Origin of the sequence: Paenibacillus dendritiformis (genome assembly GCF_021654795.1) — a bacterium.
Classification (GTDB): domain Bacteria; phylum Bacillota; class Bacilli; order Paenibacillales; family Paenibacillaceae; genus Paenibacillus_B.
Genome location: NZ_AP025344.1, coordinates 4745920 through 4770753 on the forward strand (window position 1 = coordinate 4745920; position 24834 = coordinate 4770753).

General features: G+C 58.4%; 22 protein-coding genes. 14 read left to right on the top strand and 8 right to left on the bottom strand.

What is annotated here, in order from left to right; translation table 11 throughout:
• Positions 1 to 231 precede the first annotated feature (231 nt).
• Both L6439_RS21010 and L6439_RS21015 read left to right on the top strand, forming a co-directional pair.
• Positions 232 to 909: a class I SAM-dependent methyltransferase gene (locus L6439_RS21010; protein WP_168180116.1), complete on the top strand. Its 678-nt coding sequence runs from the start codon at positions 232 to 234 to the stop codon at positions 907 to 909.
• 68 nt (positions 910 to 977) lie between these two features.
• Positions 978 to 2063 carry a glycosyltransferase family 61 protein gene (locus tag L6439_RS21015; protein ID WP_168180115.1) on the top strand — a complete coding sequence of 362 codons (1086 nt, stop codon included), beginning with the start codon at positions 978 to 980 and terminating at the stop codon, positions 2061 to 2063.
• A 117-nt stretch (positions 2064 to 2180) separates the two neighbouring features.
• On the opposite strand, the gene L6439_RS21020 is transcribed toward L6439_RS21015, so the two are convergent.
• Positions 2181 to 2729: a peroxiredoxin gene (locus tag L6439_RS21020; protein ID WP_168180114.1), complete on the bottom strand. Its 549-nt coding sequence runs from the start codon at positions 2727 to 2729 to the stop codon at positions 2181 to 2183.
• A gap of 259 nt (positions 2730 to 2988) precedes the next feature.
• Here L6439_RS21020 and L6439_RS21025 point away from each other — a divergent pair, with 259 nt between their 5' ends.
• The 5 genes from L6439_RS21025 to L6439_RS21045 all read left to right on the top strand — a co-directional run bounded on the left by L6439_RS21025 (position 2989) and on the right by L6439_RS21045 (position 8471).
• Entirely contained in the window at positions 2989 to 3666 is a 678-nt protein-coding gene (locus L6439_RS21025) for a class I SAM-dependent methyltransferase (RefSeq protein WP_168180113.1), read from the top strand.
• A gap of 63 nt (positions 3667 to 3729) precedes the next feature.
• On the top strand, positions 3730 to 4815 hold the full coding sequence (locus L6439_RS21030) for a glycosyltransferase family 61 protein (protein ID WP_168180112.1): 1086 nt from the start codon (positions 3730 to 3732) through the stop codon (positions 4813 to 4815).
• 152 nt (positions 4816 to 4967) lie between these two features.
• Complete coding sequence (locus tag L6439_RS21035) at positions 4968 to 5609, top strand: acetyltransferase (protein WP_168180111.1); 642 nt, start codon at positions 4968 to 4970, stop codon at positions 5607 to 5609.
• 27 nt (positions 5610 to 5636) lie between these two features.
• On the top strand, positions 5637 to 6755 hold the full coding sequence (locus L6439_RS21040; RefSeq protein WP_168180110.1) for a DegT/DnrJ/EryC1/StrS family aminotransferase: 1119 nt from the start codon (positions 5637 to 5639) through the stop codon (positions 6753 to 6755).
• 21 nt (positions 6756 to 6776) lie between these two features.
• On the top strand, positions 6777 to 8471 hold the full coding sequence (locus L6439_RS21045) for a DUF4214 domain-containing protein (RefSeq protein WP_213469192.1): 1695 nt from the start codon (positions 6777 to 6779) through the stop codon (positions 8469 to 8471).
• Positions 8472 to 8496: 25 nt separating this feature from the next.
• Here L6439_RS21045 and L6439_RS21050 read toward each other — a convergent pair whose 3' ends face one another.
• Positions 8497 to 9660, bottom strand: coding sequence for a glycosyltransferase (locus L6439_RS21050; protein WP_168180108.1), 1164 nt, complete (start codon positions 9658 to 9660; stop codon positions 8497 to 8499).
• 266 nt (positions 9661 to 9926) lie between these two features.
• Between L6439_RS21050 and L6439_RS21055 the strand changes: the two genes are divergently transcribed.
• Complete coding sequence (locus L6439_RS21055; RefSeq protein ID WP_213469194.1) at positions 9927 to 11039, top strand: glycosyltransferase family 4 protein; 1113 nt, start codon at positions 9927 to 9929, stop codon at positions 11037 to 11039.
• Positions 11040 to 11108: 69 nt separating this feature from the next.
• On the opposite strand, the gene L6439_RS21060 is transcribed toward L6439_RS21055, so the two are convergent.
• The 3 genes from L6439_RS21060 to mnmH all read right to left on the bottom strand — a co-directional run bounded on the left by L6439_RS21060 (position 11109) and on the right by mnmH (position 14511).
• Positions 11109 to 11936 carry an alkaline phosphatase family protein gene (locus L6439_RS21060; protein ID WP_213469195.1) on the bottom strand — a complete coding sequence of 276 codons (828 nt, stop codon included), beginning with the start codon at positions 11934 to 11936 and terminating at the stop codon, positions 11109 to 11111.
• Between the two features lie 229 nt (positions 11937 to 12165).
• The gene (gene leuB / locus L6439_RS21065; RefSeq protein WP_213469197.1) at positions 12166 to 13248 is read right to left on the bottom strand and encodes a 3-isopropylmalate dehydrogenase; all 1083 of its coding nucleotides are present in this window, start codon (positions 13246 to 13248) and stop codon (positions 12166 to 12168) included.
• Positions 13249 to 13458: 210 nt separating this feature from the next.
• Positions 13459 to 14511, bottom strand: a complete 1053-nt coding sequence (gene mnmH, locus L6439_RS21070) for a tRNA 2-selenouridine(34) synthase MnmH (protein WP_168180104.1) — start codon at positions 14509 to 14511, stop codon at positions 13459 to 13461.
• 249 nt (positions 14512 to 14760) lie between these two features.
• Between mnmH and L6439_RS21075 the strand changes: the two genes are divergently transcribed.
• From L6439_RS21075 to L6439_RS21090, 4 genes are read left to right on the top strand one after another with little or no spacing between them, the layout of a single operon-like run.
• A complete protein-coding gene (locus L6439_RS21075; RefSeq protein WP_168180103.1) occupies positions 14761 to 15828 on the top strand; it encodes a mannose-1-phosphate guanylyltransferase in 1068 nt (355 codons plus the stop codon).
• Positions 15829 to 15858: 30 nt separating this feature from the next.
• A complete protein-coding gene (locus L6439_RS21080) occupies positions 15859 to 16971 on the top strand; it encodes a glycosyltransferase family 4 protein (RefSeq protein WP_213469198.1) in 1113 nt (370 codons plus the stop codon).
• 17 nt (positions 16972 to 16988) lie between these two features.
• Entirely contained in the window at positions 16989 to 17744 is a 756-nt protein-coding gene (locus L6439_RS21085) for a glycosyltransferase family 2 protein (protein WP_213469199.1), read from the top strand.
• Positions 17741 to 18778: a glycosyltransferase family 4 protein gene (locus tag L6439_RS21090; RefSeq protein ID WP_168180100.1), complete on the top strand. Its 1038-nt coding sequence runs from the start codon at positions 17741 to 17743 to the stop codon at positions 18776 to 18778. Before L6439_RS21085 ends, L6439_RS21090 begins: the two co-directional genes overlap by 4 nt.
• Before the next feature lie 120 nt (positions 18779 to 18898).
• Here L6439_RS21090 and L6439_RS21095 read toward each other — a convergent pair whose 3' ends face one another.
• Genes L6439_RS21095 through L6439_RS21105 form a run of 3 tightly spaced genes read right to left on the bottom strand, consistent with a single transcriptional unit; the run spans position 18899 to position 22615 of the window.
• The gene (locus tag L6439_RS21095) at positions 18899 to 19534 is read right to left on the bottom strand and encodes a DUF1796 family putative cysteine peptidase (protein ID WP_213469200.1); all 636 of its coding nucleotides are present in this window, start codon (positions 19532 to 19534) and stop codon (positions 18899 to 18901) included.
• A 41-nt stretch (positions 19535 to 19575) separates the two neighbouring features.
• On the bottom strand, positions 19576 to 20226 hold the full coding sequence (locus L6439_RS21100) for a glycosyltransferase family 2 protein (RefSeq protein WP_168180098.1): 651 nt from the start codon (positions 20224 to 20226) through the stop codon (positions 19576 to 19578).
• 16 nt (positions 20227 to 20242) lie between these two features.
• Entirely contained in the window at positions 20243 to 22615 is a 2373-nt protein-coding gene (locus tag L6439_RS21105; protein ID WP_168180097.1) for a DUF4214 domain-containing protein, read from the bottom strand.
• Positions 22616 to 22810: 195 nt separating this feature from the next.
• Between L6439_RS21105 and L6439_RS21110 the strand changes: the two genes are divergently transcribed.
• Entirely contained in the window at positions 22811 to 24220 is a 1410-nt protein-coding gene (locus tag L6439_RS21110; protein ID WP_213469202.1) for a transcriptional regulator, read from the top strand.
• A 56-nt stretch (positions 24221 to 24276) separates the two neighbouring features.
• Positions 24277 to 24768 carry a D-Tyr-tRNAtyr deacylase gene (locus L6439_RS21115; RefSeq protein ID WP_213469203.1) on the top strand — a complete coding sequence of 164 codons (492 nt, stop codon included), beginning with the start codon at positions 24277 to 24279 and terminating at the stop codon, positions 24766 to 24768.
• Positions 24769 to 24834: the final 66 nt, after the last annotated feature.

A 24834-nucleotide genomic window follows, 5' to 3' on the forward strand; every position in this document is an offset into this window, starting at 1 on the left:
CGCAGCCGTCTTGCCTCTGCTGGCCCCAACCTTATCGCGATCCACGGCTTGGTGCTTCCCTTCGCTTCCGGGATCGAGTCAAGCCCTCCTCCTGACGATTTTCTCTCTTTTCGTCGCGGCCGGGCGAGTCCGAATTGTGCATCTCCCCCCTTTTAGCTGCCCTTGCCGCCACTTCTGCCCCTGCATACTCTATTCAATGACTCTATTCTTCTATAAAGGCGGTGTTTCAGAATGATTTGGCACTTTCACCAGCCCGTGTTCGCCTCGGATTCGGCGCCGGAGCTGCCGCAACTTTTTATGACGCATGGAGCCTGGTCCGGCCATCGCCGGTTCGCGTATGATCTGGTCCGCTTCGCCCGTCCCCGCATCATCGTGGAATTGGGCACCTTGTACGGCACCTCGTTCTTCGCCTTCTGCCAGGCAATCAAAGATGGACAACTGAACTCTCATTGCTTCGCCGTCGATTCGTGGGTGGGCGATCCGCATGTCGGCGTCTATAACGACAGCGTCTTCCATGCCGTGCAAGCCGTCACGGCCCGCGAATTTCCGCACAACGGCACCTTGGTGCGGAGCGATTTCGACGCAGCGGCGAATTATTTCGCCGACGGCTTCATCGACATCCTCCATATTGACGGCTATCACACCTATGAAGCGGTTCGAAATGACTATATTACCTGGCTTCCGAAGCTGGCCCCGAACGGAATCGTATTGTTCCATGATACCGCCATACGGACCGGAGATTTCGGCGTGTACCGACTGTGGGAAGAGCTTCAGATGCATCCCCATATCACATTTACTCATTCATGCGGACTCGGCGTCCTGTTCCCAAAAGGGTGTTCCCCCGAATGGCTTCCGCTGATCGTTAACCCGGAAGCGCTTGTGGCGAATTATGCAGCGGGACAAGCGTAGATGAACTCCTGTCGCGATTGCCCGTCCCGCTGCGGCAACAGCCAATCTGTTCAAGGAGGGCCGGATTAATGAGTACGATCCCGAATCTTTTCTATCACCGGACGCGAGATTGGGCTGCCGGTTACGCCTATGATCTCTCATTGCTTCAAGAGAGGTACAAAATCATTTACCCGGAGGAAACCGTCGTCTTGCCTGCCCCCAAAGGAGTGGACGCGCCCCGTTGGCCGCCGCTATGCCACACCGATGAGGCCTTCGTGGCGGTCATCCCGGAAGGAAGGGTCATGACCGGGTGCGGGTACGTCGTTACCCCCGACCATCGCCGGCTTCTTGACGTGGAACTTGCCTATCCCTATCCGTTCAACGAGCTTCCTCCGCCGCAATATACGACAGACACCGTGGCCACGTTGTTATGGGGCTGGAATATTCCCGGCTACGCCTATACACATGCCATTTTCGGGCATTGGTTTTTTGATATTTTGCCCCGAATTCATCTGCTGGAACAGAGCGGGATCGCTATCGACAAATATTTGATCGGCCAACTGACTCACCCCTTTCAACATGAATCGCTGCAAATGCTCGGATTTCCGATGGATAAGTTAATTCAAGTTGACCGGAACGACTTCCATCTGGTCGCGCGCAAGCTGGTCGTGCCTGCCGTCCCGTTCGCTCTGGGCGGATGTCCCCGCTGGGCCAATCAGTTCATCCGCTCCCGCCTGAAAGACGCTCATTCCATTCCTCCCCGTCCCGGCTATGAACGAATCTATGTCAGCCGGCAGGATGCGCACGTGCGTCATGTCATCAATGAAGAGGAAGTGATGCAAGTGCTGGCCGAGAAGGGCTTTGTCCGCATTGTTCTCACGCCGCTGTCCATGGAGGACAAAATATCCATCTACTCTTCCGCCCAGGTTATCGTCTCTCCCTTCGGAAGCGGAAGCATTAATACGGCGTTTTGCAATCCAGGCTCTACCTTGATCGAACTGACGCCTGTAACGGTTATGGATGGTTACTTCTGGAAAATCAGCAACCACGCAGGGATGAACTACTACGAGGTGCTCTGTGATATCGAGCAGCCGCCGAAGCCGCTCGGCGGAGCTGACAACTTAATCGTAGACATTGACAAGCTGAAGCGCGTGCTTCATATGGCCGGCATTTAGTCGCGCCTCATCAGAAGCGCCGCTGCAAGGGGCCTCTCATTCTCTCTGGCGGCAGAAGCCCGATACAACAAAGTCCCGCAGGCAGATTGCCGCGGGACCGGTATATTTCCATTTCGATTAGTTGGCAGCCAGATGCTTGTCCCCCGGCTTCCAATCGCTCGGGCACAGACCGCCGGATTGCAGGGCTTGCAGCACGCGGAGCGTCTCGTCCACACTGCGTCCGACATTGTTATGGTTTACGGCTTGATACTTCACTTCGCCTTCCGGGTCGATGATGAAGAGACCGCGAAGCGCTACGCCCTCCTCTTCAATGAGGACGCCGTAGTCGCGGGCAGCCGATTTCGTGATGTCGGAAGCAAGCGGGAAATTCAGGCGGCCGAGGCCATTGGCATCGGCGGGCGTGTTGATCCACGCCCGGTGCGAATGCACGGAGTCGACGGACACGCCGAGGATTTCAGTGTCCAGCTTCTTGAATTCTTCCGCTGCGCCGCTGAGAGCCGTAAGCTCTGTCGGGCATACGAAAGTGAAATCAAGCGGATAGAAGAATAAGACGAGCCATTTGCCCCGGTAATCGGACAGCGCAGCGGAGCCGAAGCCTTGTCCGTCCCCATTCGCTGTCTCCATGTTGAATTCTGGCGCAGGTCTGCCGACCAAACGTTCCGGCATATCCGCTTCCTCCTTTGAGCTGTCTCAAAATGTGCCGATTTATAACATCTTCTAAGATTTTTTCGCATGATTCTTATTTGGTTCTATTATGCCACTTGAATGCCGCTTTATCCTCTCCTGCACCAAAGCCCCGGTACCGCCCCCGCTTCTCTCTCAAAATTGTGTGTCTCTCTTCTCTCAGTTGCCCTATTCCGCCTCTCTCCTGCCTGCATAGTCTATCTCAATCCGTCTATTATCTCTGAAGGTGGTGTGCTTTGCGATGCATTGGTCCTATCATCAGCCTGTGTTTGCCGCGGATTCCGCGCCGGAGCTGCCGCGTGAGTTCATGACGCATGGAGCCTGGTCCGGCCATCGCCGCTTTGCGTATGATCTGGTTCGCTTTGCCCTGCCCCGAACGATTGTGGAGTTGGGCACGCTGTACGGCACCTCATTCTTTACCTTCTGCCAAGCGGTGAAGGACGGACAGCTTGCGGCCCGCTGCTTCGCTGTCGACACCTGGAAGGGAGACCCGCATGTCGGCAGCTATGACGATGTCGTCTATCAAGCGGTGCAAGCCGTTACCGCCCGTGAATTTCCGCTGATCGGCACCTTGGTGCGGAGCGATTTCGACGGGGCGGCGAATCTCTTCGCCGACGGGTCCATCGATGTGCTTCATATCGACGGCTACCACACCTACGAGGCCGTTCATCACGATTACGCGACATGGTATCCGAAGCTGGCCGAGAACGGGATCGTCCTCTTTCATGACACTGCGGTCCGCCTGCGGGATTTCGGCGTATACCGGTTCTGGGAAGAGCTCGGGGAGCATCCGCATATCGCGTTCCCCCATTCGAACGGGCTCGGCGTCCTGTTCCCCAAAGGATGCCCGGCGAACTGGCTGCCTCTGATTGAGAACAAGGACGCGTTGGTGGCGAACTATGCCGCAGGACAAGTGTGATGCATGACCTTGCCGGTGCTGCGGCACCTGACGACGATGAGCAGCAGGAGGAGGGCTTGAAATATGAATACGATACCCGATCAGTTTTATTTGCGGACACGGGACTGGGCTGCCGGCTTTGCCGCTGACCCTCATCTTGTGCGTGAGAGGTATAAAGTCATTTATCCGAAGGAAACGATTCATCTGCCTGCGCCCAACGGGGAAGACGCGAAGCGCTGGCCGTCGGCATGTCATTTCGAGGAAGCCTTCGTGGCGGTCATTCCGGAAGGGCGGATCATGACGGGGAACGGTTATGTCGTCACCCCCGATCACAAGCGGCTGCTCGATGTCGAGTATGCCTATCCTTATCCGTTCACTGAGCTTCCTCCGGCGGAATATACGGAGGAGACCGTAGCCACCCTGATATGGGGCTGGAACATTCCCGGGGTCGCTTTTACGCAGGCCATTTACGGCCATTGGTTTTTCGACATTCTGCCGCGGATTCATCTGCTGGAGCAAAGCGGCATCGCCATTGATAAATACTTGATCGGAAAGCTGACCCATTCGTTCCAATATGAATCGCTGCAAATGCTCGGCTTCCCGATGGACAAATTGATTGAAGTCGACCGCAATGATTATCATCTCGTCGCTCGTCAGTTGGTCGTGCCCGCCGTCCCGGTCATCCTTGGCAAGAGCCCGCGCTGGGCCTATCAATTCATCCGCAAGCGGTTGAGAGATGACCGCCACATCCTGCCCCGGCCAGGGTATGAGCGAATATATGTCAGCCGGGCGGATGCACATGCCCGCTTTGTCGTCAATGAGGAGGAGGTCATGCAGGTACTGGCCGAGAAAGGGTTTACCCGCATCGTGCTCACTCCGCTGTCCATGCAAGACAAAATTTCCATCTATTCTTCCGCTCAAGCCATCGTGGCCCCGTTCGGAAGCGGCAATGTGAATGTGGCGTTCTGCAATCCGGGCACGACGATGATCGAACTGTCGCCCGTCACCGTGGTCGATGATTATTTCTGGAAAATCAGCAATCACGCCTCTATGAATTACTATGAAATCATCTGCGATATCGAGCAGCCGCCGAAGCCGGTCGGCGGGGCCGACAACCTGATCGTAGACATCGAGAAGCTGAAGCGCGTGCTTCATATGGCGGGAATCTAGACGCCTGAATGCCGTCTTCACGCTGTCCTGAACATTCCCCTCCTCTATCGACAAATAACTATTTTGCCTTCCACGCTACCGATGGCCTAATCTTCTGCTAGCTTCCAATCATACACATACCATATCCAAACGATTGACAGGAGGAATAAGCCTTGTCTGACAGCCAACGGACGATCGTGATCGGAGCGGGAGGGCATGCAAAAGTCATCATCGACATTCTTCGAGCCGATCCCGCCGTCGACCTTGTCGGCTGCACTTCCGCGGACGGAAGCGGCTGCGTGGCCGGAGTTCCTGTCTTGGGCGATGATTCGATCCTGCCGGAGCTGTATGCGCAAGGGGTCCATCAGGCATTCGTGGCCATCGGCGACAACCGTATTCGCTGGAAGATGGCCCGAACCGCCGCGAACATCGGTTATACCCTGATCAACGCAATCAGCCGGCACGCCTATATCTCCCCATCGGCAAGCCTTGGGTCAGGCATCGCTATCATGCCCGGGGCCGTGGTGAATGCGGAAGCCCGCATCCGGGATTTCGCCATCATCAACACCGGCGCATCGGTGGATCACGAATCCGTTATCGGAGAAGCATGCCATATCGCTCCGGGAAGCCATTTATCCGGCAATGTGCGGGTCGGGGAAGGCTCCTTCCTCGGTACCGGAACCCAAGTGATTGACGGCACGGCGGTCGGAGCATGGTCGGTTCTGGGGGCAGGCGCCGTCGTGGTCCGGGATATCCCCGATCAATGCCTCGCCGTAGGGGTGCCGGCCCGCGTCATCAAGCATTTTGATTGTTAAGCAGTCTTGAATGTCGGAGGGAGATACATGAAGAAATATTATCCTATAGCAGCTCCGATTCTGAACGGGAATGAAAAAAAATATGTAGCCGATTGTCTCGATTCGACGTGGATTTCATCCAACGGTTCTTATCTGGGCATGTTCGAGCAGCAATTCGCGGCTTTTTGTCAGACGAAGCACGCAATAACTTGCAGCAATGGCACGACTGCGCTCCATCTGGCACTCATCGCGCACGGTGCCGGTCCGGGGGACGAAGTGATCGTTCCGACGCTGACCTTCGCCGCCACGGCCAATGCGGTCGCGTATTGCGGAGCGACACCGGTGTTCGTCGATTCCGATCCGGAGACGTGGAATATGGATCCGGAGGCGGTCGTGGAGAAGATTACGCCCCGAACGAAGGGCATTATTGCCGTCCATCTGTACGGTCACCCCGTTCATATGGATCCGATTATGCAAGCGGCCCAAGAGCATAATTTATTTGTCATCGAGGATGCCGCCGAAGCCATCGGCGCCGAATACAAAGGCAGAAGAGCGGGCTCTCTCGGCCATACGGCCGCCTTCAGCTTATTCGGCAACAAGATCATTACGACCGGCGAAGGCGGCATCATCACTACGGATGATGACGAGATCGCCGAGAAAATTCGCCTGTTCAAAGGGCAGGGCATGGATAAATCCCGTAAATATTGGCATACGGTCATCGGCTACAATTACCGCATGACAAATATCCAGGCTGCGATCGGCTGCGCGCAACTGGAAAATATCGACTGGCATATCCAGCAGCGCATTCGGGTTGCGATGCATTACTACGATTGCCTTCAGTACGATGAACGAATCACCCTGCCGGTCCAGAAGGTATGGTCCAAAAACGTCTTTTGGATGATGAGCGTCGTGTTGAAGGGGTGCTCGGAAGCGAAGCGGGACCGGATCATGGAGCGGTTGAAGGAGGATGGCATCGAGACGAGACCGTTCTTCTACCCGATGCACATTCTTCCGCCGTATCAGCATCTGCAGCCCCATGCGGAGTTCCCGGTCGCGAACCGAATCGCCGCGCAAGGGATCAACCTGCCGAGCCATGGCGAATTGACCGGGGAAGACATTCATTGGATTGGCGGCAAGCTGCAGCGCGCAATAGACAAGGAATCCTAAGTCACGAAGGGAGGGAGAAGGTTGAGCCGTCATTACCGAATCATTCATCATTTATATGAGCTGATGAGACGGGAAGGGAATGATTTTATCAGGCATTTATACATTCAGATGCTTCACCGGGAACCGGGCGAAGCCGAGCTGCAGCATTACGGCGCGCTTCTATCCATGCGGACAGGCAAGTTCACCGTCGCGTTAAGCGTGCTGTGCAGCGAAGAAGCCGAACAGTTGTATCACCGGCCGGCCATCACGCTGATTCCCCGGCAGCAAGGCACTATCGCCAGCCGGATTCACTCCTTTTATACTGCTGAACCGCTCTTTTTCCTTCACTCTTTATATGCAGAACTGCTTGGGCGTGCCCCTGATCCGATTGGGATGGAGGGGCATTCGCGCACGCTGTCTTCCGGAACCCCGCGCAAGACGCTGCTGCGCACCTTCGTCTTGTCCGAGGAATGCCGGGGGCTCCTTGCCGGACCGGCTCTCCCTCCCCTTCCGCTGCAGCCGCATCCGGCTGCGGCGGGATGGAGCGGGAGCATTCCCGTGACACAGATCGGCATCTTCCTGGGCTATCCTCATCCCCTCGCCCTCGACGGCGAAGGGATCGGACGATTTTTGTACCGGCTTATCGAAGGCTTGCTGACGATACGCCACGACACGGTCGTTCACATTGCGGTGACGCATTTCAATGAAGGCGATACCCGCAGCACGTTCGAGAGCCTGAATGCCCGCTTTCCGGGCCGCTGCCGGATTGTCGGCTCCAATAACATGGGGTGGATCAACGATCATGTCCCCGCCGACATCTGGATCGTCCCGATCGTGTCTCTCGATCTGGCCCTGCATCTGAAGAAGCCGTACATTCTATGCCTGCATGATCTCGTTCATCATCAATTTCCGGAGTTATATTATGCCTACCAGCCTGACTTCTGCCACCGGGTGAACCGCGCCGCTTATTATGTGATGGAGCGGGCTGCGGCCATTGTATCCAGCTCGCAATATGTCCGTATGCATCATGCCGTCGCCCTGGGAGGAATGCCTCCGGCCAAGACCCATGTCATTCGTCTGGCTCCGCCCGCCAGCGAATACCAGTCCTTCCCGCCTGTTCCCGAAGCGGCGTTCCGGGCGGCGTACCAGCTCTTCGATCCTTATATGGTGTTCCCGACGGTGCTCCGTCTTCACAAAAACTTCGAGCGCCTCATCGCAGCCTTTCTTCGGTACAGGCATTCGCCGGACGGATTCGCATCCCGCCTGCGTCTCGTGTTCACGGACGATTTGAGCGACAACCCGAAGCGGGCCGAAGTGATGCAGCTTCTCCAGCAATGCCAGAACGAGGAAATTCGCAGCAGCATCCGCTTTATCGGCCGTATCCCGAAATCCCATATTCCTTCCTTGTACCAATATGCTGCCGGCACCATTGTCCCTACGCTGTTCGAAGGCAGCTGCCCGTTCCCGATACTGGAATCGTTGACGATGGGAACTCCGGCAGCGGTCAGCAAGCTGGAGGTCACGAACGAACTGATACAGGATATGGAAGGATTTCTGGCCTTCAATCCCTATTCGCTGGAGGAAATGGAGGCCGCCATCCGCGGGCTGTGGCTGCATCGAAATCAATTGCTGCCGCGTCAGCAGTCCGCGATATTCCATGCGATGCAGCGTTCCTGGAACGATGTCGCCGCCGAATATTACGCCCTTATCCAGCACGTCGCGGCGGCAGGCGGTTGAGGAGCGCCGGCCTTTCCCTCCGCCCTTACAGGCCGTGATATTTCTGGTAAGCCCGATGGAAGACAAGAATATATTTAAGGGCGATGTCGTCCCATGTCCCGGAAGGATCATGAATCCCGGCCATCGCGGAAGCTTTGTAGTGCGCGTAATTGGCGAACAGCTCTTCCAGCGCTCTGGCGATAGCGTCCGGCGATTCCGGGTCGAACCAGACGACCTCGGCGCTGTGCCTCGACAGATGCTCGCGCATAACAGGGATGTCGGAGCACAGCACCGGCACGCCCAGCTTCAATGCTTCTTCCACGGGATAACTGCCGCCGCCTTCCGACAGGCTCGGCATAACTAGCGCCTGGGCCTGGCGCACGAGCGGAATGACATCGTGATCCGGGACGAAGCCAAGCGGATAAATATGTTCGTCCAGCCTCAGACCCTTCCGGCGGATAAGGGAGACCAGCGTCGGAATGTACACCTGATCCGGCCATAACGGCGGCACGCTCCGCAGCAGCTCCGTATTGTGCCCGAACAAAATAAGCGGAACCGGATGCTTTTCGCGAACCCGGGAGTAGGCCAGGAGCAGATTGTAATGGTTCTTGTGCGGAGAAATATTGCTCGGGTACAAAATATATTGCTGCGGGATACGGGCAGACAGGCCGGGGCTCAATTCCCCTGCCGCCAATGTCGGGGCAGGCACTATCGCATGCTCAATCACGGTGGCGGCTTCGCACGCTGGGCCGAAATGCTGAATCAGCCTGCCCTTGACATGATGGGAGGAGACGACGATCGATGTCATGTTGTCCAACCATTCCTTGGCGGCCCTCCAGACATGCGTCACGACGGAGCCGCTTAAAAACGGGGGCACATAATCAAGCACCGTCGTATCATGAAAGGTACAGATCGTCGGCATCCCAATCGGAACATATTCGGGCCCGTGCGGCCAAAAAAAATAAACGACATGCGTATCCTGAAGAAGGGCCTGCCCTTCGGCGGACTGAATGCTTCCGCTGAAATAGGCGATCTCCATATTCGGATAGCTTATGCCGTTCAACCTTTCGCGGAAACGCGTCTCGGCGGAGATGACGAGCCTGACCCGCTCGATGCCCGCTTGCCTGGCCATGGCAGGCAGCAAATTCGACAGCAGCCGGGCTCCCCCGCCTACGGAAATCAGATTTGCGCACCAAATCACAATCTTCATGTCGCCGGTCCTCCTCGCTGCGTATAACCCATGAACTGAATTCCAACCTCAGCATCCTTAATGACTATGCGGGGCAGAGCCCGAAAATGCATGGACAGCGTCATCCTCCATGCCGCGTGTATACAATAATAGAACTTCTGCCGCAGCCATCTCCGGCAAGGGGCTTCATCACAAAGCAGGCATGATCCATCTCGAAAAAAGTCAACGCATAAGGCGGACCTGACTTCAACATACTGCGTCCGAAAAAGTAAGGGAGGTATCGTTCGATGGCACAAATTGTGTGGCACGGCAATGCATTCGATTCGACCGGCTATGCGAAGGCGACAAGGCAATATGTCATGGCTCTCCACGCTCGCGGCGCCGACGTGAAGCTCGTCAGCCATTCCGCTCTTCCTCCGATCGAGCTTCCGCGGGAGCAGCGGGAGGTCTTGGAGCATCTTCAGGCCAAGCCGCCGTCAGCCGGCCGGCGGATCAATATCTATCACTACATTCCGGATCTGTGGCGGAGAAGAATTCGTCCCTCCTTCGGGTTCACCTATTGGGAGACCTCGAAAATACCGGACTCCTGGGTTCGGCAGGCCAATCAAATGAACGGCGTATTTTTGCCAAGCACGCATAATATCGGCGTATTCCGCAATTCAGGCGTTACGGTGCCCTTGATTTACATACGGCCGTGTCTGATGGAGCCGTACCGTCCGCCTTCGCCGCAGACTCCGCCGCCGTATATTCACGCCTTGCCCCCGTTCCGCTTCCTCAGCGTCTGCTCCTGGATTGAGCGCAAGGGGATTGATGTGCTGTTGAAGGCATTCTGGAAGGAGTTCACGGCGGACGATCAAGTCTGTCTCATCGTCAAAACGGCCGGCAACGCGGACGTGCTGCATGAAGTCGAGCGGCTGAAGCAGGAGCAGCGGCTTCCCCATGTTCCCGCTCCGGTCTATATTGATCTTGAGCTGCGCAGCGAGCAGGAAATGGACGCGTTATACCGGAGCTGTCATGCTTTCGTCCTGCCCAGCCGCGGAGAGGGCGTCGGATATCCGGTGCTGGAAGCGGCGATGAGAGGCGTTCCTGTCATTACGACCGGATGGGGCGGCCACATGGACTTTTTGAATGAATACAACAGCTATGTCATTCCTTATCATCTGACGCCCGTCAAGCCGCAGCATTACTACGGCGGGTATCAAGCCGATCAACTCTGGGCGGAGCCGTCGGGCAGCGAGCTTCAGCGCATTCTGCGCCATGTCCTGTCTCATTATGACGAGGCGGCCCTGAAGGGCCAGATCGCGAAGCAGCATACGATGGCGCATTTTACCCCCGACAATGCGGCCCAGGAGCTCCTTCAGGCGCTGTCGGACATGACGCGCCGCTCATTCGCCCGTTAAGCGCGATTGAGCGGCCGCGCTCTATAAAGAAAGCCTGCATGCCTCCTATGTCATATGTTCGCTAATCGGCTAGCCCCTGAACAAGGATTCCGGCACGCGGGCATCCCAGCTCTCCGGAATCGGCAGACCGAGAGCCGCTGCCACGACGGCGGCGGTATCCTTGAAGGTCAAGCCTTCCAGATTGGCGTTCGGATTGACGCACGCTCCGGCTGCCGCCCAGAAGATTGTCCGATCCATCGGATGATCGCTTCCGTGATTGCATGCATGTTCTCCGCCGCCTCCATGATCGGTGACGAACAGGAGGAGACTGTCCTCCCGCCACCCCCTGCGATCGATGGCATCCACAATCCGGAGCAGCCGCTCCTCCGCCTCTGCAATCGCCTCATGCTGCGGCGGCGTGTCGTATCCGCTCTGGTGGCCAAGCGCATCGGGGGCGTCCAGGGCGATATAGAACAGGCGGACATCCTCCGCCGCTCCGATATATTCACAAGCCGCATCCGTCAGCTCCGCATCCGGGGCGCAATGCTTATGCACGCCGATTCCCTCTTCCACCAGACCGTAATTAATCGGCGTCCAGGCGGTGAACGAGGCGAGCGTCCACTCCGGGTGATGCTCCCGCGCGATCCGGAAAAAGGACGGATAAGCCGAGTCGAGCGGATATCTCTCGGCGCCGGCGCGCTCGTTGTCATAACCGTGCTTGCCGGGCGTCACGCCGTGCAGCATCGCGCCCCAGCACTCCGCGCTAATCGTCGGCAGCTCGGTCATCGCGCCGAGCGTCATGACCCCTTCCTGTCTTGCCAGGGCGGCAACCTTCGAGCGGTTCAACCGCTGAAGAAAATTGCCCGCTCCATCCATGCCCAATACGAATACCCGCCGTGCATAGCTTGCCTGCTCCACCTGGATCCTCTCCCGTCTTTTGGATAAAATGATACCGCTATCATAGCACAACAACAGGAAACGGTTAACCCTGCAGGCGGAAAATATTCTCATTCGGCTTCGTTCAAGAAAGAACGAAAAAAGCATGCAACCCTTGTACCCGGCAGATACAAGAATCGCATGCCTCCATGGCTGCCTCCTGCCGGAAAACAGGCAGGCCTTCCTATGCATTGTCCTAGTCCAATCCCGTTCAGGCACGCTTCATGGCTGCGATAATCAAATCGCCCATCGCGGCCGTCCCGATCGCCTTTGCTTTGTCGGTCGCGATATCCCCGGTGCGGTGACCGGCATCGAGCACTTCCTTAACCGCGTTCTCAATCGATTGCGCGGCATCTTCGTAGCCGAACGTGAGGCGGAACATCAGCGCAACCGACAGAATGGTCGCGATCGGGTTCGCTGCGCCCTGGCCCGCAATGTCAGGCGCGGAGCCGTGAACCGGCTCGTAGAGGCCGAAGCTGCCTTCCCCGAGCGAGGCGGAGGACAGCATGCCGATAGAGCCCGTCAGCATGGCGGCTTCATCGCTCAAAATATCGCCGAACATATTTTCCGTCACGATGACATCGAAGCTCGACGGCCGGCGCAGCAATTGCATGGCACAGTTGTCGACGAGCACATGCTCCAGCTCCACATCCGGATAATCCGGAGCGATGCGGTTCACCGTCTCGCGCCAGAGGCGGGATGTCTCCAGCACGTTCGCCTTGTCGACCGAAGCGAGCTTCTTGCGGCGCTTCTGCGCAATCTCGAACGCCTGGCGCACGATGCGCTCCACTTCCTGCACATTATAGACGCAGGTATCGACCGCCTCCTGCCCGTGCTCGCCTTCGCGGCGCAGCTTCTCGCCGAAATAGATGCCCCCGGTCAGCTCGCGCACCACGATGAGGTCCGTTCCCTCCAGCACTTCCGGCTTCAGGGTGGAAGCATCCTTCAAGCAGTCGAAGATGACGGCCGGGCGAATATTCGAGAACAAGCCGAGCGCCTTGCGGATGCCGAGCAGCCCGGTCTCCGGACGAAGCTCCTTCGGATTGTTGTCCCATTTCGGGCCGCCGACCGCCCCGAGCAGCACCGCGTCCGCCGCTTGGCACATCTGAAGCGTCTCCTCCGGAAGCGGGGTTCCCTTCTCGTCAATCGCAATGCCGCCGAACAAGCCGTGGCTTGTCTCGAAGGCATAGCCGAACAGCTCCTCCGTGCGCTTCAATACTTTTTCCGCTTCGCGGACGACCTCCGGGCCGATGCCGTCCCCGGCGATTACCGCGATTTTCTTCACTTCCGCCATGCCAGTCACTCCTCGTGTCATCATCATTTCTTTAGTTGTAACATAAAGCGGCCGATTGATGGAAGTATATAAAACCTATCGTTACGATAGGAATCGCCTATAAGCCGGATCCCTGGATCCAAAGAAGACCCGGCGGGAAAAGCGCCTGTCCGCTCTCCTCTCCGCCGGGCTTGTCCTGCTTGTTCTTCCGTTCCGCCCGCTTTCCCTCCGCTAGACGGAACGGGCCTGCGGCACATTCCATCCGCGCAGCAGCGGCACCACCTTCGCATAGGCTTCGTCGGTATCCGCCGCATCGATGACGATGGGCTCCCGGTCGTACTGGAGAGCCGCATGCTCATAACGCGGATCATAATAATACTCCAGCAGCAGCGCCGCCACGTCGTCATAGCGGCCGTCTTCCAGCGCGGACTCCACCTCGCGCGCCGCGGGGGTATGCATGCGGCGGCGAATCCGCTCGAACGATTCCTTCACCTTATCCGCATGCTGATCGGGCTGGTAGTCGGCCATCAGATTGCGGACGCGCTCCCGGACCGGCATGCGCACGGTGAAGACGGTCCCGGCGCGCTTCGCTTCCACCAGGAATTCCGGCAGCACGACCTTGCCGATTCGGCGGCTCTCCCCTTCGATCAGCAGATAGGGCCGATTCTCCGCCTCCAGCTTCAGCAGCTCATCGAGCAGCAGCGCCTCGAATTTCTTCTGATTGTTCGGCTCAAGCCCGATATGCCCGAAGATGGAACCGCGGTGCCCTGCCAAGCCCTCCAGATCCAGGACGGGATATCCGTCCTCGCGCAGCCGTTCCAGGAGCTGCGTCTTGCCTGTCCCGGTATGGCCGGCCAGCACGATGCACGGAACCTGCAGCCGATACTCGGCAAGCGTCGATTGCACCCAACGGCGATAAGAACGGATGCCGCCGAGAAGCCGGAACGTCTTCAGCCCCATCAGCGACATCACGGTAGCCATTGTGCGGCTCCGCATCCCGCCGCGCCAGCAATAAATGACGGCCGGGCCCTTCAAATCGCGAAACTGCGCGTAGAGCGCGGGCAGCTTGGCCGAGGCGATGGCCAGTCCGCGCTCCTTGGCGGCCTCCACGCTCTCCTGCTTATATATCGTGCCGATCTCGGCCCGCTCCTCATCCGTGAACAACGGAATATTGATGCTCCCCGGTATGGTGAATTCCGCATACTCTCCCGGAGAACGAACATCAACCAGCGTCGCCCCGGCGGCGCGCTTCGCCAGGCATTGCTCCAATGATATATCCTGCATGATTTCACCTCTAGTTGTCTGTCTCGTATTTCGTCTGCAAGCGTAAAGATGCTCTGAATCTACTCTACCTTATTTTATCATAGACAGCCATGCCTGATCTCATACGGCAGCGCGCCGCTATCCGCCGGACGATCGCCGTGCCCTTTTTCCCTTCCGGGACATATGTAGTAATAATTCTCTCTGATATCAGGTCAATTTCAAGTCCGTTCCCAGGAGGTGGTTCTCATTACAACGGTAAAAGCTTTGATCATGGCAGGAGGGAAAGGGACCCGATTCTGGCCCTTTAGCCGTTCCACCCGCCCGAAGCAATTTTTGCCCATCCTTCACCCGCAATCCATGCTGGCGGATACACTGCAGCGCATGCTGCGCCGTGTGCCGCTTGACCATATCCATATCGTGTCGCTGGCGGAATATGTTCCTCTGATCCGCGAGCAGCTTCCTTATTTTCCGCCGGAGCAAATCATCGTGGAACCGATGGCCAAGGACACGGCCGCCTGCATCGGCCTGGCCGCGCTGCATATGCTGCTGCAAGACGAGGATCCGGTCCTCATCACCCTGCCGTCGGATCATTATGTATCGGATCCGGAGGCATTCCATGCGGCGCTTCAGACGGGAGTCGAACGCGCCGCCAATGAAGCCTGCGTCGTCACGCTCGGGGTGCGGCCCACTCGCCCGGAGACGGGCTATGGCTATATCCGGGTGGCGCCCGGCGAAGAAGCCGGGGCGATGGCCGGGCTGCAAGTGACGGCGGTGGAGCAATTTATCGAGAAGCCGCCGTTGCCGCTTGCCGGACGCATCTTCGCCGACGGCAGGCACTATTGGAACACCGGCATCTTCATCTGGAAGGCCTCCACCGTTATGCACCTGCTGGAGCAGCATCTGCCGAGGCTTCACCATATTTTAATGGGAATGAAGGAAGTTCTGGCGTCGCATTCGCCGGATGAATGCGCGCTCCATTCGCTCTACAGCCAGATCGAGAACCAGTCCATCGATTACGGAGTCATCGAGAAATGCGATTCCATCTATATGATTCCCGTTCAATACGGATGGGACGATCTCGGCAATTGGAATGCGCTGGAGCGGGCAGAGCCGCAAGATTTGTCCCGGAACATCATTCACGGGCTCCATCAAGGCATCGATACGAGCGGCTGCATTATTCACGGCAAGCCGGGGCAGCTGATCGCGACAATCGGGACGGAAAATCTGATTATTGTCGCGACGGATGATGTTGTCCTCGTCTGCCGCAAAGACCGTACCCAGGATATCAAAGCGCTGGTCGCCCGTCTGGAGGAGCAGGACCTCCAGCGCTATCTCTAATTCCATCCTCCATCCCAAGGAGGGAAGCAGATGAGTGGAGAGACTTCCATCCACAATATAGGCACCCTATTCGAGCCGACGGGATATGCTAAAGCAAACCGGCAAATGCTGCTGCAATTCATCCGCCGGGGGGTATATCCCAAATTCTCCCCCGTCCATCCCGAATCGGTCCATACGCCGATGGCGCCAGCCATAACCGCTCAACTGACGGCATTGATGCATCGTCCTTTGGCGCAGCGCCATACGGTGCTGTTCCATTACCCGGCTCACGCCTTTTTCCGGGATCCGGCCCGGTATTCCATCGGCATGACGATGTTCGAATGCAACCGCCTGTCATTCACCTGGGCGCGCCGCTGTTCCATGATGGATGAAGTATGGGTGCCGTCCACCTTCAATCGGAACACCTTCATTCAATCCGGCGTGCCGGCCCATAAGCTGAGAGTCATGCCTTACGGCGTCGATCCCGAGGTGTATTGCCCGAGCGCGCCTCCGCTCCCGATTCCCGGCAGACGGGAGTACGCTTTCTTGTCGGTATGCTCCTTCGACGAGCGCAAAGGCATTGATTTTCTCCTGCGAGCGTTCCTGACGGAGTTCGCTCCTTCCGAAGACGTCTGCCTGATCATTAAGACGCGCGCCTCGACGGCTGAAGAGATCGGCCGCCAGCACGCCTATGTCAATAACCTCGCCTCGCAATTGACGGGGCGGGCGAACGAATCGGTCATCCTGTTGTCCACGGTCCACTCCTGGTCAGAGGAAGATCTGGCCCGGCTGTATACTTGCGCGGACAGCTACGTTTTGCCGACGCGGGGAGAGGGCTGGAGCATGACCGTGATGGAAGCGATGGCCGCCGGCCTGCCCGTCATCACGACCCGCTGGTCGGCGCACCTCGACTTCGTCAACGATCAGAATGGTTATTTGATCGATGTGGAGCGGTTCACTCCATTCCTGCCGTCGCAATCCCGGCTGCTGTGGGCCTTGCCGAGCGTCGCCCATCTTCGCCGGCTGATGCGCCACGTCCATACCCATCGGCAAGAAGCTGCGGCCAAGGCCGCCCTTGGCCGGCATACCGTCATCGGAGGGTATACCTGGGAGACGAGCGCCCTGCGCATGCTGGAGCGACTGCAGGAACTAGACAGCCGGTAAAAGGAGAATCCACCAGTATGATAAGTCTCATTATTCCGACGATCCACCATACGGATCTGGTGAAGCATTGCGTCAACAGCTTCATTAATACGGCCCATGAAGCATACGAGATCATTGTCGTCGATGACGGCAGCCCGCCTCCGATTCAGCAAGACTTGGCCGCCTGGGCCGCCTCGATGAACGTCCGCTTCATTCCCAAGGAGACCAACGAGGGCTTCAGCCGGACCGTGAACCTTGGCTTGAGGCATGCCAGCGGGAGCTATGCGCTGCTCGCGAATAATGACATCATCTTCCACGAGCCGGGCTGGCTGCAGCATATGCTGGCGGCGATGCGGCTCTCTCCCGAGGTGGGCATCGTCGGGGCGCGGCTGCTGTATCCGGATATGACGATTCAGCATGGCGGCGTCATTCGGGGGCCAAAATGGAATTTCGATCACCGTTATCGCTTCCAGCCCGCCGATTACCCTCCCGCGCTAGCGGTGGAGGACGCGGCTTCCGTCACAGGCGCCCTGATGCTGATCCGGAAGGAAGTATTCGACCGGATCGGCCTCTTCTCGGAGGAATTCTTCATCGCTTACGAAGATGTCGACTTCTGCTACCGCGCCAGGCAGCATGGCTTCCGCGTCATCTATAGCGGCGCGGCCTGCGCCCTCCATTATGAAGGCTTTACGCGCGGGACGACGCGGGCGAATAAAAACCGCTATTGGCGGGTCAAAGAAATGGAGGCCCGCAAAAAGTTCTGGGCCAAATGGGGAGGTTATCACATCCAATGAGCGCGCAGCTTGAAGTTGTCTATGTACTGGAGCTTACCGGCTTGTCCGGCGGCATTCGCAATGTGCTGGAGCAGGTGAACCGGCTGCATGAGATGGGCGTGAAGGTTCATCTGTTCGCGCTGGACGGCCAGCCTTCCTGGTTCCCGCTTCACATCCCCGTGCGCCGCTTCCCGAATTACCGGGCGATGCTGCACACCCTGAAGCGGATGGACTGCATCAAGGTGGCCACGTGGTGGAAGACGCTGGCTGTCGTCTGGCACAGCTGCGATTGGCGCAGAGGCGGGCGCGGCATCCCGTTCTATCTCGTCCAGGATATTGAAGAAAGCTATTATCCGAATTGGCCGGATATGCAGGAGCGGGTCCGCCAAACGTACCGAGTCCCGGTCCATATGCTGACGATCGCCGATTGGACGACCCGGCAGCTGCTGGAACGGTTCCATCAGCACGCCACCAACATCTCGATTGCCGTCGATTTCAACATCTACAAGCCAAATCGGACTCACGACTACGATCCGCAGCGCATTCTCGCTTGCAGCCGCCGCAGCCAGCATTTGAAGGGGTTCGATGTCACCGTGCACGCCGTGACAGCGGCATGCCGCCAGCTCCCGCATGCTTCCTTCGTCACGTTCGGGGTCGAGCCTCCCGGCATTTCAGGTATTCCGCACCACCATTTTTCGAACCCGCAGGATCAGCATCTGGCCTACCTGTATGCCAACTGCGGAGTATTCGTGCAGACCTCCTACCACGAAGGCTTCGGGCTCCCGATTTTGGAGGCGATGGCCTGCGGGGCTCCCGTCGTCACGACAAGGGCGGAAGGCAATGAAGAATTTTGCAAGGACGGCTGGAACTGCGTCCTTGTCAACAAGGGCGACGCCGATGGCGTGGCCCAGGGGATCGTCCGGGTGCTGTCCGACCCGCAATTCGCCCAATTCCTCGTCGTCAACGGGTTCGAGACCGCCAAGCATTACAACTGGCCCCGCGTCATGAACAATCTGTTGAACGCGTTCCACGCCAGACTGACGCAGCAGGCATAAGGCTTGCGGCAACATGCCAAATCGCCAGCTTCGATCGAAGCTGGCGATTTGCGCTTTGTACTCCGCTGAAGCAGCCGGACGGCGGGCCGGCAGCTGAACCCGCTGAACCCGCAAGCTCGCTTATCCAAGCGGGGTCTCGTAGCGGATGCCGGCGAACACTTCATTCCACGCCCGATCGCTCTCCGCATCCCAGGCGATCGGCGCCTCCACCGCGCAAGTATGCGCCAATGGCCAATCGAGCTCCGCGATTCGGCGTTCGGCCCCCGGGTTGACGACGAGCAGGCGGAAGCGGTGCCGGACGATCCCGGCCAGCGCGGCTTCCAAGGCCGCCGCCTCCTCAAGGGAGGCATGCAGCCGGAAGAAGAAGACCCATTCCGCCTGTTCGATATTGCGGAGGAAGCGGGCAATTCTCCGCTGAAGCCTCTCCTGGAATTCCGGATATTTGCGGACAATGCCCTCCAGCTGGTCCGCGACCAAAAAATCGTGGACCGACTGCACCCCATAGACGCGATCCAGCAAGGAATAGTTGTGGCCGTTGAACTCCGTTCCGTCCACCTCGATATGGTCGGAATACATAAATCCGGCGAACCGGTTGCGAAGCAGCAGGCAGAGCCCCGGAACCGAATTGGAGTACATCCAATCGATGACCCCGCTGTAGGGCCGCAGGCCATACCGCTCCAGCCGCTGCGCCGGGTAGCAGTTCGAGCCCAGGCTGTAGACCGCCTGATACGTTCGCTTGATGTCGGTCAGGCGCACTGCTCTTGCCTCCTTTGCGTAAGTGCTCGTGACAGCCTCTGTCACATGGCCAGATTGAATGGCGTCGAGTACGTCTCCTGCGCCATCCGTCCTCCCCATTTCAGCTCGTAATACCGCTCGTAAAGCGGCCAGGTCGAATCGATAAGGAAGTTGAGGCGCGGATCCGACTTCCGGCTGGAGCTCTCATGATGATCGACCGGCAGCCCCGTAAAAATCTCCTCATACCCTGCCAGCCGGAGCCGGCGGTGATAGTCGATGTCCGCGAAATAACTGCTGAACACGGTATCCCACGGCCCCGCGGCCCGGACCGCTTCCATATTGTAGGCCGCAAGCGCATCGAAATTCGTCAAGGCCAGCCCCCACTTCCGCCCGCTCTGCTTCAGGTCTGTCAAGACGCGAAGAAAAGCTTCAGGGGTTCCGGGATGGGCCTCGGCATCGGTATGCATGTACATGACCGCGTCCGCCCCCTGCTCGGCCGCAATCCGCTGGAACCAGTTCATGGACTGGGTGAAGGTCAGCGGGACGGGCGGATGGATGATGTTCACCAGCCTGGACAAGGGATGGGCCTTCAGTTCGGAATCCGCCGAGTTATCCAGCACGTACGTATGCGGCCAATACGGGCGAATGCTGGCCACCGCCCGGTTCAGCAGATCAAGACGGTTGACATACGGGATGCCAACGATATAACGCATTGCCGTCACTCTCCATTCATATCAATTGTATGCGGTCGGCAATATGCTGCGCGGCATGCGACCAGGTCCAGCGGGACATCACTTCCTGGGCGGCGTTCAGCCCTCGCTGCCGCGCAGCCTCCCGGTTCTCGTATACATGTCTCATCAAAAACGCCAAATGCTCATAGTCGGGGTCGGCCCAGCGGAAATTGGCATAGTACGGGCATTTGGCAACCGCCGGCACGAGCTGCTTCACCCGGATCGGATATCCCGTCCGTTCGTTCAAGAAGTCGCGCTGCGCGCTCCAGTCGGTGGCAATGACGGGCAGGCCGCACGCCATCGCCTCCAATATCGGCATGCCCCATCCTTCCCCGCGGGTCGGCAATACGAAGCAATCCGCGGACCGGTACAGACTTCCGAGTAAGTACGACGGGAGCTTCTGATTGTGCAAAATCAGAATCTTCGATTCCGCATGCTTGAGATTCAGCTTGCGGATCTCGGCCAGCACGTTGATCGTCGGGTCGGCGTTCATGATTTTGCATACGAGCAGGACATTGTCGTGGGCGAATACGTTGGCGAAGGTGCGCAGCATATCCTCCGGATTTTTGCGCTCTCCCCACTCGAATACCGACAGGAACGTGAACCGGTCCGAGAAGCGCGCGGAGCGGATGCCGGGATGGAAATAGTTCGGATCCACGCCAAGCGGCATAATGCGGATCGGCGCCCTAACCCCGCTGTTGCGGAAGGTGTCGGCATTGAATTGAGACGGCACCCATATCTCATCCATGCGGTTGCATTGCTGGACCCATTCCTCCGGAACTCCGTCCACCTCCAGCATTGTGTAGCCGATTTTGTACTTGCCCTCGTTTTTGTAAAAGACATCTCCTTGTCCATAGACGACCTCCGGCGCGTTCGGATCGGCATGGCGCATGCGAAAAATATTGATCCGGTAATCGTCGCTCATCGGAGGCTCTTCCGCGGCATGCGGGGTTCCCGGGCCGTACACATAGCGGTAATGCATTTTAATCCGTTTCTCGTCCAGCGCGATCATCAAATTTTTGGATGATGTAGCATAGCCGGTCGGGGCATTCACGATCGAATGCCAATTCAGCCTTTTCTCATAGCTTCCTTCGAGCCGCGACTGCCATTTATCCCGAAAGATCATGCGCGATTGCTCGAACAGTCCCGAGAAATCGACCTGGTTGACCTTGGTCGTCGTATTCTGGGAATGGGTGAGCGTCACGCGGCCGTCGCAGACGACCCGGTAGCCCCGCTCCAGCGCCCGCAGGCAATAATCGGTATCCTCGAAATAAGCGAAATAATCCGTATCCAGACCGCCAAGCTCCTCCAGAATGCTCCGCTTCACGTAAGCGCAGGCGAAGACAACCCCCTGCACATCGCGGGCGGACGCATATTGGCGGATGTCCGTCTCCTGCCCGCCAATCTGCTGCCCCCAGCAGGTCTCCGCAAAAATATAGGTGCCTGCGTGCTGCACCCGTCCGTCGTCGCCGCGCAGCCGGCAGCCGACGACGCCGATATTCGGATCCGAATAGGCCGTCTCCTGCAGCCGTTCCACCCAGTAAGGCTCCTCCGCCAAGATATCGTTGTTCAGCATCAGAATATCGCTGCCGGGATCGCAGTGGGCGATGGCCAGGTTGTTGCCGGCCGTAAATCCGATGTTCGCTCCATGCTCGATCACCCGTATCCAGGGGATACTCTGCAGGTAAGGAAGCGTGCCGTCGGTGCTGCCGTTATCGAACACTACGATCTCTATCCGGTCGTGGCGGGCCGTCTTCTCCAGAGAAGCGAGGCACCGCATCGTATGCTCCAATCCGTTCCACGTCAAGATGACAATCGAGACCTTGCGCTGCAGCGGCGGAGCCGGCGGCCCGCAAGGATTCGTCCCGCTCTCATCGTTCGGAGACAGCTGGAAGCTGCCAAGCTCAATCGGGCCGTTCAGGCGCGGGAACTCCGGCTGCGCCAGCAGCGCCTGGCACTCCGGCGAAGCAAGTATGCCGAGCAGGACGGACATACGGCTTCTTCCGTGGCGCAGCATATGTTGATAATGCATGAGCGCCTGGTCTTCGGCGTCGCGGCAGAGCAGCTCGACGTACAGATCGCGGACGAATTCGGCGTCTCCCCTGGTCAGAATCAGGCTGGAGAAGATGTCGCACAGAGCCGCACGCTCGTTGCAGCCCCCTCCTCCCTGCGCCAGTCTCTTCTTCATCTCGCCGCTGCGAAGGAAGCTGACCGCGATCGACAGCTTGCTGTGGCCGGCATGAAGCAGCCGGGTGAAGTGCCTGATGCCGTGCGGTTCCGGTTCCTTGTTCAATAGCTGCCTGTATAATTCTGCAATGAAGTGCGCGCCTTCCAATCGGAACAACAAGTAGAGCCTTTGGATCAGTATCAATAAGAATCCCTCCAGCACTTGCGGATAATACTGGGATTAGTGTATTAGCACATTCCCCCATTTGCCTGTGCGTATGACCTTGGCCCCCGCACCGCCCGCGGAGCCAAGCCGGATTGCGGGCCGGAGAGCCTAATTTTTCCTGTCGCTGAATAGGATGAAGAGTAAGCAGCACTATCGGGGCAGGGGGGAGCAGCTATGGAGCTTCGCTACTGGGTAGCAAATGGCAGCCATATATCCGTCATTCGTCGAGACGGAAACGAACTGGTCATCGAGCTGGCGGAGCACAGCCGGTGCGGCCGGGGGGCGGAGCTGCGGCTGGCCGCGGCTGCCGGCATGTATGATGTATGTCAGGACGATCAGGATTACGTCCATCTTGTATATCTCAATCGTCAGCGGCAACTGGTGCACGCCCGGATTCATCCCGATTTGGAGGGGGTCCATACCAGCAAGCTGCCCGGGGAATATTCCGGCCTTGCCGGCTTGAAGCTGGTCCGCTGCTCGAACCGGCTCCACCTGCTGATCCAGTATGCTTCCCGCGCCGATCATGCGGCGCTCACGGGGATTCACTGGAACGAGCCTGCCGTAATGGCGGAAGCGGATCGCGTCATCGCCATTCAGTGGCTGGCGAACGAACGCGCTCTCTCGGCGTGCGGCCTGCTGGCAAGACAAGGCAGGCTTCTTCTGTGCCGATGGGATTACGACTCCGCGTCCGGCTCCTGGAAGCCGGCCGGGGAAGGAATGATTCTGCCTCTGGCGGACGCCGGCGCCCCCTCGCGCCTGGTTCGCCTGCCGCCCGGCGGCGTTCCCGCACTTGAGCGTCCGCGCTGTCTCCTGGTCCGAATCTCAGCAGGGCAGCTTGCGTTCTCGATCTTCGAATCGGAAGCGGACGGAAGCTGGCAGACGATCGCTGAAGAAGCGATCGCCATCCCTTCCTCTCCAGATTCCCTCATCGCCTGCGGCGCCGATCCGGAACGGCTCCGCTTCAGTTGGGTGGCGGGGGGAATGATCTGCCGCATGGATTATGATCTTGAGGCAAGCATCTGGGGACGGCTCTCTTCCAGCGCCTCTGTCCATCCGGTTCCGTGGTGCGCGGTCACCGCAGCAAGCTCCGGCGGACCGGAACCGCAATGGATTACGGACGGCCCTTCCATTCGGGAGGCTATCCGCTTGAGCGGGATGGAGATCGACGCCTACCGGGCCGAACGCGACTTCCGCTCCAGCCTTCATTTCGCGAAGCGGGCCCTCGCCTCCGTCGAGCGGCTAGCGGGCCGCATCGCTCCCTTGGAGGAGGAGCGGGAGCAGTTGGGGCAATCCTTGCAGATGGTTCAATCCCGGATTGCCAGTCTGGAACGGCGCCTCTCTATCCTGGAGGAGGAGCTTCGGATTCGCCGTTCGATCCGGAACGCCGGACGCTCCCCGCACGGGATTCGGCAGCCGCCTGCGGAGGGGGGGCACAGCCAGAGGGGGAAGGAGACCGCCGAAGCGTCCTTCCGTTCGACCCTGTATGCCGCCCATTCGCGCCCGCTCCCCCCGACGCTGCACCGCCGAAGCATCCCCGCCGATCCGTCTATGCAGCCGGCGGCCGGCACGCCGCCCGCGAACTGAGCATTCGGCGTCTCTATGCCTCTTCATGAATTTACATATAAAGTGAGGTGCCTCGCATGAGCGAACCGCAAGCTGCCGTTCCGGCGGCAGAATGCCTTTTCCAATCCGTAACCGACTTCGACACGGAGGCGCAACGCGTCTCCGTCTTCGTCACGATGCTCTTCCGCAACGCCGGATCAGAGCCGATCGAACAGCCTCGCATCATCCTGTCCGTCTCCCCGTCCCGTTCCTGCGACATCAGCGGCAAAATTCTGTCTCCCCAGCTCATTCCCGCGTTCAGCATCTACGGGAAGGACGGCCGGAAATCGGGCTGGTCATTCGCCGAGGATGAATGGTTCGCCAACGGGAAGGTCACCGGGGAGTACCCTATTCAATCCATTGAACCGCTGACGATGCCCCCGGGCGTCTGGCTGGAAATGCCCGACTTCCATGTCTCCTGCGCCCTTGACAGCCTGCGGAACGGTCCGCTTGCCATCCATGGATTAGTGGAGGCCGGGGAAGCCCGCTTCCCCGTGCTGAACCCGATTCATATCCACTGCAGTTTTTGAGAGTCCGGATTTTTGTGCGAACGACTAGAGAAGTTGCCTCCGCGATTGAATAGAGTAATGAAGCAG

What these genes read in the sequence shown, in the direction of transcription:
- L6439_RS21010 (WP_168180116.1), top strand. Translation starts at nt 232, where the DNA reads ATGATTTGGCACTTTCACCAGCCCGTGTTCGCCTCGGATTCGGCGCCG.
- L6439_RS21015 (WP_168180115.1), top strand. Translation starts at nt 978, where the DNA reads ATGAGTACGATCCCGAATCTTTTCTATCACCGGACGCGAGATTGGGCT.
- L6439_RS21020 (WP_168180114.1), bottom strand. Translation starts at nt 2,729, where the DNA reads ATGCCGGAACGTTTGGTCGGCAGACCTGCGCCAGAATTCAACATGGAG.
- L6439_RS21025 (WP_168180113.1), top strand. Translation starts at nt 2,989, where the DNA reads ATGCATTGGTCCTATCATCAGCCTGTGTTTGCCGCGGATTCCGCGCCG.
- L6439_RS21030 (WP_168180112.1), top strand. Translation starts at nt 3,730, where the DNA reads ATGAATACGATACCCGATCAGTTTTATTTGCGGACACGGGACTGGGCT.
- L6439_RS21040 (WP_168180110.1), top strand. Translation starts at nt 5,637, where the DNA reads ATGAAGAAATATTATCCTATAGCAGCTCCGATTCTGAACGGGAATGAA.
- L6439_RS21050 (WP_168180108.1), bottom strand. Translation starts at nt 9,660, where the DNA reads ATGAAGATTGTGATTTGGTGCGCAAATCTGATTTCCGTAGGCGGGGGA.
- L6439_RS21055 (WP_213469194.1), top strand. Translation starts at nt 9,927, where the DNA reads ATGGCACAAATTGTGTGGCACGGCAATGCATTCGATTCGACCGGCTAT.
- leuB (WP_213469197.1), bottom strand. Translation starts at nt 13,248, where the DNA reads ATGGCGGAAGTGAAGAAAATCGCGGTAATCGCCGGGGACGGCATCGGC.
- mnmH (WP_168180104.1), bottom strand. Translation starts at nt 14,511, where the DNA reads ATGCAGGATATATCATTGGAGCAATGCCTGGCGAAGCGCGCCGCCGGG.
- L6439_RS21075 (WP_168180103.1), top strand. Translation starts at nt 14,761, where the DNA reads ATGGCAGGAGGGAAAGGGACCCGATTCTGGCCCTTTAGCCGTTCCACC.
- L6439_RS21080 (WP_213469198.1), top strand. Translation starts at nt 15,859, where the DNA reads ATGAGTGGAGAGACTTCCATCCACAATATAGGCACCCTATTCGAGCCG.
- L6439_RS21085 (WP_213469199.1), top strand. Translation starts at nt 16,989, where the DNA reads ATGATAAGTCTCATTATTCCGACGATCCACCATACGGATCTGGTGAAG.
- L6439_RS21090 (WP_168180100.1), top strand. Translation starts at nt 17,741, where the DNA reads ATGAGCGCGCAGCTTGAAGTTGTCTATGTACTGGAGCTTACCGGCTTG.
- L6439_RS21100 (WP_168180098.1), bottom strand. Translation starts at nt 20,226, where the DNA reads ATGCGTTATATCGTTGGCATCCCGTATGTCAACCGTCTTGATCTGCTG.
- L6439_RS21110 (WP_213469202.1), top strand. Translation starts at nt 22,811, where the DNA reads ATGGAGCTTCGCTACTGGGTAGCAAATGGCAGCCATATATCCGTCATT.
- L6439_RS21115 (WP_213469203.1), top strand. Translation starts at nt 24,277, where the DNA reads ATGAGCGAACCGCAAGCTGCCGTTCCGGCGGCAGAATGCCTTTTCCAA.